The organism is Catenibacterium sp. UBA627, assembly GCF_002299355.1.
Lineage (GTDB): Bacteria > Bacillota_I > Bacilli_A > Erysipelotrichales > Coprobacillaceae > Catenibacterium > Catenibacterium mitsuoka.
In genome coordinates this window covers 1-8785 of record NZ_DBPF01000155.1, presented here as the reverse complement: position 1 = coordinate 8785, position 8785 = coordinate 1, and the positions used below count along the sequence as shown (strand labels likewise).

Here is an 8785-nt window from a genome sequence, read left to right as displayed (position 1 = left end):
TATGTGTATTTGGATTCATGTTTGGCTGGATTCATGCGGGATATTCTATTTTATTCCAATTCCTCTCAACTAAAACGATTGATACATTCTATAAGCGATATAAACGCGTGACTTTAGAAATCACTACAATTCATCCTGAAGAATTACGTCAGGCTTATATTGCACAATATCGTCATGGTTTGACTATGCTTCATGGTGAAGGCGGCTATAGTGGTCATCCTCTCACTATGATTCATACTGTCGTGTCAAGCTATGAAGTACAGGATATTGTTGATCTCATGAAGAGTATTGATCCTCATGTCATCATCAATATATTACCAACAGAAAACTTTGTCGGTGGATTCTATCAAAAACCTCTCGATTAACAGGCTTCGGCCTGTTTTTTTGCATGAAAAAACCTCTCAAATAGAGAGGTTAAATGCTTAATTCTTCTATACTACAAGTGTTTTCTTCTTTGAAGTATTCTTCTGTTTCTGCAATGACTTCTTTTCTAAGTCCAATCAAACCGATGAGGTTAGGGATTGCCATGCAGCCATTCACGATATCTGCAAGAATAAAGATAAACTGTAATGACATAAATGGACCAATCGCAATAAGAATAATGAAGATGATCTTATAAATCTTGATAGAACGAATACCTGCAAGATAATACATGCATCTTTCACCGTAGTAGTTCCATCCAATAATTGTAGTAAACGCAAAGAAGATTAATCCAATATTTACAATATATTCACCAATAAATGGAATAATGAGTCCTCTATTAAAGGCAAGTGAAGTAACTGCAGCTCCTTCTAAGCCACTTGTATTTGCACCAGTGATTAGAATTGCAAGACCAGTCATTGTACAAATGACCATTGTATCAATAAAAGTACCTGTCATGGATACAAGTCCCTGTTCTACACATGAATCAGTCTGTGCAGCAGCTGCGGCAATAGGAGCACTTCCTAAACCACTTTCGTTTGAGAAGATTCCTCTACTAATACCCATCTTCATCGCAACACCCATTCCCGCACCAAAGACTGCTTTAATATCAAAAGCTGAGGTAAGTACTATCTTTAATACATAAGGAATCATTGGAAGATGTGTTACTAGGATAAGTACAACACCACCAATATAAAATACGCACATAAATGGAATCACTTTTTCAGCGACTGCCGCAATTCTATGAATACCACCAATTGTGATAAAACCAACAAGAAGAGTAAGAATAATCGCACTGATCCAATAAGGAACGTGGAAAGAAAGATGCAATGCATCGGAAATAGATCTTACCTGAGTGAATGTGCCAATACCTAAATAAGCAACAGCTACACCAAAGAATGCAAATAGACTTGCGAGAAACTTATTGTGTAAACCTTTTTCAATATAGTACATCGGTCCACCAGCTATTTGTCCGTTTTCATCCTTTGTACGATACTTGATAGCGAGAACACCTTCAGCATATTTAGTAGCCATTCCAAAGAAAGCAGAAATCCACATCCAGAATAATGCGCCAGGACCACCTGCAGAAATCGCAGTCGCTACCCCTACAATATTACCTGTTCCAATCGTAGAACTTAAGGCAGTACATAAAGCCTGGAAACTAGATACATCGCCTTCCTGATTTTCATTCTTCTTGAAAATCAAAGAGAAAGCCTTCTTTAATCTTACAAACTGAATAAACTTTAAATGAGTAGTAAAATAAATACCTGTTCCAAGTAGTAACAGAATAAGGGGCATACCCCATACGAGATTGTTGACTTGTGTCAAAAATTTGGTCATAAAAAAACTCCTTCTAATAAATTAGACGGAATTAATAGTGAAAAGTATAAGTCACTGTCCTTTTACCTGAGAGTGTTACTCCTTCGGTGCTCATTATGAGTCTCTCCAGTGATTCGTCCAATAGCGATCCTTTTACCTGAAATCTTCCATCCTTCGGTGTTCTTACAAAGAATCTCTTTCGCTACTATCATCCGTTCTTTTACAAGAAAACATTATAAACAGAGATTATTATAAATTCAATGTTTTTTTATTTTAAAAGCTTTTGTATAATAAGAAAAAAGGGGAATAAATTTATGAATATCGTATGTTATGGGGATTCTAATACTTATGGATTTAACCCTCTTGATGGGGGACGTTATGAAATAAACTGGGTGGATATAGTGAGAGAGAATTATAAGGATGATTTTGTCGTCAATGCAGGACTCAATGGAAGACTTGCTGAACCAAGACAATTCTTATATGATGTCACTTTACGACAATATGCACCGATTGGTTTATTGATTATTATGCTAGGAACAAATAATGTGGATCATTTAGAACCTATAGACCATATCAAAGTAGGACTTCATGTGATGTTAAGACGTGCCCTGTCTAAAGCCGAACATATATTACTTCTTGCACCACCTTATCTACGTAATGATGAAGAAAGATATCAAAGGAGCAAAGAACTCAATAAGAAGTTAAAAGTACTTGCAGATAGCTTTCATGCAGATTTTATTGATGTAGAAGATGTGATTACAGAACTTTCATTTGATGGTATCCATCTTACACAAAAGGGACATGAACAGTTAGGAAAAACAATTGTAGACTATATGAAGAAATCCTTATAATGGATTTTTTTGTATGCTCAAAGGTGCTATACTTCAACACTGGGGGGATTACGATATGACAAAGAATATGACAGAAGGACATCCATTAAAACTCATTATGATGTTCGCATTGCCTTTATTATTAGGAAATATATTCCAGCAAACTTATAATATTGTGGATACTGCAATAGTAGGTCAGACACTAGGCGCCAATGCACTTGCGGCAGTAGGCTCTACTACTAGTGTACAGTTTTTAGTATTGGGATTTTGTATTGGTATATGCTGTGGATTCGGTATACCTATTGCGCAGTCATTTGGTGGAAATAACTTATCTAAGATGCGTGATTTTATCTATCATAGCATTGTATTGACTATTATTATCGGTACTTTATTAACTGTAGGATGCTGTTTATTATGTATGACAATTATTCATATATTACAGATACCAGCTGAGATTGCATCACGTTCCTATATATATTTATTAATTATATTCATAGGATTACCATGTACATTACTCTATAATCTGTGTTCAAGTATATTACGTGCTGTAGGGGATAGCCGTACACCATTCTTATTTCTTGCTTTTTCTGCTTGTCTCAATATTGTGTTAGATTTATTTTGTATTATTATTTTAAAACTCGATGTCGCAGGGGCTGCATTTGCGACTATCGTATCGCAAGGTATCAGTGGCATATTATGTCTTATACTCATTAAGAAACGTTTCACAGTATTACATCTGGAAAAAGAAAATAAAGTAATGAAGTCTTCCATCGTTAAGAATTTACTTGGTATGGGACTTCCAATGGGATTACAGTACTCTATTACTGCGATTGGATCTATGGTCATGCAGGGAGCCAATAACTCTTTAGGCGCAACTTATATGTCTGCCTTTGCGGCAGCAGCTAAAATCAAACAGCTTGCCATCTGTCCATTTGATGCATTGGCCACAGCAGCTTCTACTTTCGCAAGTCAGAACTATGGTGCAAAGAAATATGATCGTATCAAAAAAGGTGTCATACAAACTGTTGTTGTAGGTATTATCTATGGTGTGATTGTAGGAATCTTACTGATTTTATTTGGTAGAATATTCTCAATGTTGTTCATTTCATCAAAATACAGCGCTGTCCTTGATGCATCCGCAAAATATATTGCCTATATGGGATATTTTTATTGGGTTCTTTCAATTCTCAATGTATGCCGCCAGACAACTCAGGGAATTGGCTATTCCGGACTCGCAATATTCTCTGGTATCATTGAAATGATTGCGAGATGTTTTGTATCATTGGTATTTGTACCAATAGCTGGTTATACCGCAATATGCTGTGCTGATCAGACAGCCTGGATTGTTGCAGCACTCTATTGTGTATTTACTTTTAGTTATTGTTTCAAAAAGATTCAAGAAGAATGACGATATTCAAGAGGTGTCATATGATACCTCTTTTTAAATTGTGTATTAAAATAGCTAGGACGACTAAAGCCACACATTTTTGAAATAGATACAATAGAATAATCTTTAGATAATAATTCAGTGCTATGTACTAAACGCAGTTCATTTAAATAAGCCATAGGAGAAGTATGAAGGTATTGAGAAAAAATACTACAGCATCTAGAACGACAAATAGAAACTGCGTCTGCCATATTCTGGATGGTGATCTTTTGAGATAGATGATCTCTCAAATAATGAATCATTTCTAACATCTTATCGTAATCGTCTAGTGGTTTACTTTCTGGAAGAATTGTACTAACTAAATGGACAAGCTCTGATGCAGAAGAGAGAATTAAAAAGGGATTCATTTCTGGAATATTAAGTAAACCATAGAGCTTAGTAATCAATACATGTATTGTATGATCAAGAATAATGAGATAAGGAGCATGCTCATGATTAAAGAAAGAATCAAAATAACTTAAAAGTGATTCATGCATACTAAAAGTTTCTCTTTCGATAGAGACAGTCATTAAATGGGCTGTAGAAGAAAGTCTTGCATGAATAATATGAGTATTAATCATAAAGGCTTCGCCTTTATGAATAGTAATTGATTCTCCATTAATTAAATAGGATACTTCTCCATGAAGACAATAAATGAACTCTAAAGAATCATGATCATGATAAATCATATCATTTTCTGTATTTTCAATATGCTGGGTATGGATAGGAAACATGATAAAACTCCTTATAAACGATAGTGATATTATTATAAGTATAAAATAGATATTAATCAATAAAAATATACGATATTGATATAAATAAAAGAAGATACAATAATTATCAAGTGAAGGTGATGTACTTAATAAATGTAAACGGTGACATTCCGTAAAAACAGACTTCCAAATATACAATAATGATATTATAAGATGATATGAACTGATTATAGTTCTATATAATATACGATAATGATATGTTTGTGTAGAATGTTAAGGATATGTTATAATTTGATGTAAGGAGCTGATAGGATGAAAGAAGAATTATTTGATGATTTAATATTAGAAAGAGGTTATGAATATGCCCAGGAAGGGGCAGTGGATCATGTACGTAAAGTAGGAGAAGTCATCTATGCCACTGTTCATGGGACAGAGGATTATCATGTAAAAATAGATGATAATGATATGTTCTGTGATTGTCCCTATGCTAAAGAGGGAGCGCATTGTAAACATATGGCTGCTGTTTTGTATTATTTAGACACTCATCCTGTTTATGATGAACATACAATTATTGATGCATTAAGTGAGAAGCAGGCTAAACAACTATTAAAGAAAATATTAAAAGATCATCCAGAATATTTAGATCAACTACCACAGGTGGAAAAGAAAGTAGTAATTAAAGAAAGTGTGGAAGAAGCTTTTAGAAATCATCCTGATGTTAAATCAGCTCGTGGTTATATTGTGAAATGTATGGATGATTATATGGATATAGATATACTTATTCATACATTTAAAAATTATTTGGAAGATAAGGTCGTATCTAAATCTTTGATTGATTACTATAGTACACTTGATATTAAAAAAGCTATTTCATTTGTGAAATCATTAAAGACAGATAAGCCTTCTATTAAAAAGATGTATCAATCTTATTTGAAAGATTTATACTTAAAAGATAATGATAGAGAATCTTATTTAGATATTTTATGGACACTTGTGAAAGAGGATGGACAGATTGATTTTTACCGTGAATTAAAAAGACAATATTCAAATGACGAATGGGAATCTTTAAGAGATGAACTTCTTAAGAATCTACCTCCTCGTGCAAGACTTGATAAGATTTATTTAGAAGAAGGTATGTATGATCAGTTATTGAATCTTGTCATTCAAACACCTGGCTTGTATATTCTTGAAGAATATTATCATGATTTATTAGACTATCCTGAACAACTATTAAATAAGTATCTAGAAGAACTTAAGCCACTTGTAGGTAAACAGGATATCACTCACTATCTTAAAGAGATAGAGGAGATTCCTGGAGGTATACAGTTTATTTCAGTTAATCGTTTGAGAAAATAAGATGATTTAAGCGTATAAAAAGAGTAGGGAGATTAATCTCCCTACTCTCTTAGTTTTTCTAGGCTCATAATAAAGAAACTGATAATAAGTAGGATACTTGATACCCAGATGACATGAATGGACATTCCTCTAGAGAATAGACCACCTAGTCCTGCACCAAGTCCAAAGAAGAAAATGATACCATAATAGTAGAATGCACGCCTTAAAGAGGCCTTATTATGGGTTTCTGTATAATCAGCCAAAGCACTTGTCCCATTACGAATATTCCCAATACACATTGTAGAAGCATAAGAATAACCACTTACTTTTCTAAATGTCTGTACCTGAAGCGCACAAGAGAATGAGACGAGAATAGTCGCTAAGTTATCTAAATGATGGGGAATGAGTCCGACAAAGAATAGAATCACTATTTCTAGTACAAGTATACCCTGTCTCCAATGCATCTTTTGTGCATATTTAAAGCGAGAATGCACAATATCCGCAATAAAGATGCCGGATGCAAAGGCGATTAAAGTTAATAAATATTTTAATGCAGTCATCCATTCTCCACTCATGATATGATTGCTTAATAATACGACGTTGCCTGTCTGGGCATTAGAATAAACACCACCACGCGCAAAATAAGTATAAGCATCCTGAAAGCCACCAGACATGGCAAGGAAGATACTATTTATAAAAGCTTCAGACATCTGTCTTTCACGTAAAAACCATTGAATAAGTTTGTCTTTCATAACATACTCCATTGTAAATTTAAATCAAATGCATTATACTGAATGAACAGAAATATGTAAAAAGTATTTTTGATATACTGATGATATGATTATTATATGGGAGGATGCTTATGGCAAACTATGATTATTACAGAATATTCTACTATGTAGCACAATACCAGAGCTTCACAAAGGCAGCAGAAATGTTAAGAAACAACCAGCCTAATATCACCCGTTATATCAATAACTTAGAAAGCGAATTAGGCTGCAAGCTTTTTATTCGTTCAAATAGAGGTGTTAAATTAACACCGGAGGGAGAAAACTTATTTGAACATGTGGCAATTGCCCAGGAACATTTAAGACTAGGAGAAAGCGAATTACAGAAAGAAAAGGAATTAAACAGCGGTCTGATCACTTTAGGTGTCAGTGAGAATGCATTACGTATATTCCTTTTAGATCATCTGGAACGTTTCCATGAACAATACCCACATGTTCGCCTGCGTATCACGAACCATACTACACCAGAAGCATTAGAATCATTAAAAAATGATTTATGTGACTTCTCTGTTGTTACAACACCAATAGATCTACCACATTTATTACAGGTCTCAGTACTTGATCATTTTGAAGATATTCTTATTTGTGGGAAGAAGTATAAAGAACTCTCATTAAAACGTCATTCTTTAGATGAATTCAAGGATACACCTTTTGTTTCGCTTACAAGTCAGACAGGAACAAGAAACTTCTATAACCAATATTTCTTAGATAATGGCGTTTCTTTCCATCCTGATATAGAAGTCTCTACAACTGATCAGATTATACCTCTTATTATTCATAATTTAGGTATTGCATTCTATCCTAGAAAGCTAGCCCAACAATACTTAGATAAGGGAGAAGTCTATGAAATCCCGTTGTTTCAATCATTACCACATCGTAAGGTCTGCTTAGTGAAGGATCCTAATAAATCACAAAGCATTGCCTCTAGTAAATTGATTGAATCACTTATACATCGTTAAGGAGAAAAATTATGCCACTACTTATATTTATGATAGGTGCTTGTTTTGGCAGTTTTATATCTTGTATGTCACATCGTTATATTACTCATGAATCAATACTTGGAAGAAGTCATTGTGATTATTGTGGCCATACATTACATGTATTAGATTTAATTCCAGTATTATCTTATATATTACTTAAAGGGCAATGTCGTTATTGTCATCATAAACTCAATAAGAGTCTGCTTGTTCATGAACTGACTGCAGGCTTTTTATTTATCTTATTTTATATTCATGATGGGTTAAGTATTCTTTATTTATCTCATATCGTGTCTCTTACATGCTTTTATATCATTTCTATTATTGACTTACATATCTATGAAATACCTGATATATATCTTCTTATTAGCTTGTTATGTAGCTTTAAGACTATATATCTCAAAGAATCTCTCATTCTCATATTATTTCTTATACTATTTGTTTATCTATTTTATAAAATAAGTGGAAAAGAAGGACTCGGTGGGGGAGATATTAAGATGTTAGGTGTCTGCAGTCTTTCTTTAGGTATTTATCAAACATTAAGTATCTTATCCATTGCCTGTTTCTTAGGAATCATCTTCTCTTTTATAAAACAAAAGAATATGATTTCTTTTGGCCCTTTTATAGCACTTGGATGGTTAACTATATCTTTATTTGACAGTTTCTTGATCCTGTAATACTATTTTTGTCATAGGAGGAAAATATAAGTAACTAAATATATCGACTATTGTGATTAAATGTGTTCAAATTTACTCAAAGGAAAGCTTTAATATGAAAGCATCAAATATCACAAATTATAAATCAAAGGATTTTACTGAACTTTTAGGCATATCTGTTAAGATATTATAACGTTAAGATAGGGAAGGAACTTTAAAGGCAAACCAAACCCAAACTAATAGGCATTATTATACTTATAATCAGCATTTACTAAATCAAGTTGCATTTTTAAGATGGTTTTGTAATGCAAAAGAATTAT

The 8785-nt window shown here is 33.3% G+C and carries 9 protein-coding genes and 2 riboswitches; of the genes, 6 read left to right on the top strand and 3 right to left on the bottom strand.

Translation table 11 applies throughout. From position 1 onward, the window contains the following. On the top strand, window positions 1-365 hold a 365-nt coding region (locus tag B2S90_RS10650), incomplete at its 5' end, for a DUF2179 domain-containing protein (protein ID WP_286697032.1). Between the two features lie 49 nt (window positions 366-414). Here the strand turns inward: B2S90_RS10650 and B2S90_RS10645 are convergent. After that, on the bottom strand, window positions 415-1761 hold the full coding sequence (locus B2S90_RS10645; RefSeq protein WP_279147529.1) for an alanine/glycine:cation symporter family protein: 1347 nt from the start codon (window positions 1759-1761) through the stop codon (window positions 415-417). Between the two features lie 45 nt (window positions 1762-1806). Beyond that, window positions 1807-1875: riboswitch (glycine riboswitch) on the bottom strand. Beyond that, window positions 1876-1952, bottom strand: a riboswitch (glycine riboswitch). It lies immediately after the preceding riboswitch. A gap of 102 nt (window positions 1953-2054) precedes the next feature. On the opposite strand from B2S90_RS10645, the gene B2S90_RS10640 reads away from it, so the two are divergent. Continuing rightward, complete coding sequence (locus B2S90_RS10640) at window positions 2055-2591, top strand: GDSL-type esterase/lipase family protein (protein WP_055289037.1); 537 nt, start codon at window positions 2055-2057, stop codon at window positions 2589-2591. Window positions 2592-2646: 55 nt separating this feature from the next. After that, the gene (locus B2S90_RS10635) at window positions 2647-3978 is read left to right on the top strand and encodes an MATE family efflux transporter (protein WP_055289073.1); all 1332 of its coding nucleotides are present in this window, start codon (window positions 2647-2649) and stop codon (window positions 3976-3978) included. Here the strand turns inward: B2S90_RS10635 and B2S90_RS10630 are convergent. Further along, window positions 3966-4730, bottom strand: a complete 765-nt coding sequence (locus B2S90_RS10630; RefSeq protein WP_286697031.1) for a helix-turn-helix transcriptional regulator — start codon at window positions 4728-4730, stop codon at window positions 3966-3968. The genes B2S90_RS10635 and B2S90_RS10630 overlap by 13 nt on opposite strands. 291 nt (window positions 4731-5021) lie before the next feature. On the opposite strand from B2S90_RS10630, the gene B2S90_RS10625 reads away from it, so the two are divergent. After that, entirely contained in the window at window positions 5022-6065 is a 1044-nt protein-coding gene (locus tag B2S90_RS10625) for an SWIM zinc finger family protein (protein ID WP_278861251.1), read from the top strand. A 41-nt stretch (window positions 6066-6106) separates the two neighbouring features. Here the strand turns inward: B2S90_RS10625 and B2S90_RS10620 are convergent, their stop codons facing one another. After that, window positions 6107-6796 carry a YoaK family protein gene (locus B2S90_RS10620; protein WP_279068773.1) on the bottom strand — a complete coding sequence of 230 codons (690 nt, stop codon included), beginning with the start codon at window positions 6794-6796 and terminating at the stop codon, window positions 6107-6109. A 110-nt stretch (window positions 6797-6906) separates the two neighbouring features. Here B2S90_RS10620 and B2S90_RS10615 point away from each other — a divergent pair, with 110 nt between their 5' ends. Together B2S90_RS10615 and B2S90_RS10610 are read left to right on the top strand one after the other, a co-directional pair. Continuing rightward, window positions 6907-7791, top strand: coding sequence for a LysR family transcriptional regulator (locus tag B2S90_RS10615; protein ID WP_278780111.1), 885 nt, complete (start codon window positions 6907-6909; stop codon window positions 7789-7791). Window positions 7792-7802: 11 nt separating this feature from the next. Continuing rightward, a complete protein-coding gene (locus B2S90_RS10610) occupies window positions 7803-8486 on the top strand; it encodes a prepilin peptidase (RefSeq protein ID WP_278780113.1) in 684 nt (227 codons plus the stop codon). Window positions 8487-8785: the final 299 nt, after the last annotated feature.

What these genes read in the sequence shown, in the direction of transcription:
- B2S90_RS10610 (WP_278780113.1), top strand. Translation starts at nt 7,803, where the DNA reads ATGCCACTACTTATATTTATGATAGGTGCTTGTTTTGGCAGTTTTATA.
- B2S90_RS10635 (WP_055289073.1), top strand. Translation starts at nt 2,647, where the DNA reads ATGACAAAGAATATGACAGAAGGACATCCATTAAAACTCATTATGATG.
- B2S90_RS10625 (WP_278861251.1), top strand. Translation starts at nt 5,022, where the DNA reads ATGAAAGAAGAATTATTTGATGATTTAATATTAGAAAGAGGTTATGAA.
- B2S90_RS10645 (WP_279147529.1), bottom strand. Translation starts at nt 1,761, where the DNA reads ATGACCAAATTTTTGACACAAGTCAACAATCTCGTATGGGGTATGCCC.
- B2S90_RS10630 (WP_286697031.1), bottom strand. Translation starts at nt 4,730, where the DNA reads ATGTTTCCTATCCATACCCAGCATATTGAAAATACAGAAAATGATATG.
- B2S90_RS10640 (WP_055289037.1), top strand. Translation starts at nt 2,055, where the DNA reads ATGAATATCGTATGTTATGGGGATTCTAATACTTATGGATTTAACCCT.
- B2S90_RS10615 (WP_278780111.1), top strand. Translation starts at nt 6,907, where the DNA reads ATGGCAAACTATGATTATTACAGAATATTCTACTATGTAGCACAATAC.
- B2S90_RS10620 (WP_279068773.1), bottom strand. Translation starts at nt 6,796, where the DNA reads ATGAAAGACAAACTTATTCAATGGTTTTTACGTGAAAGACAGATGTCT.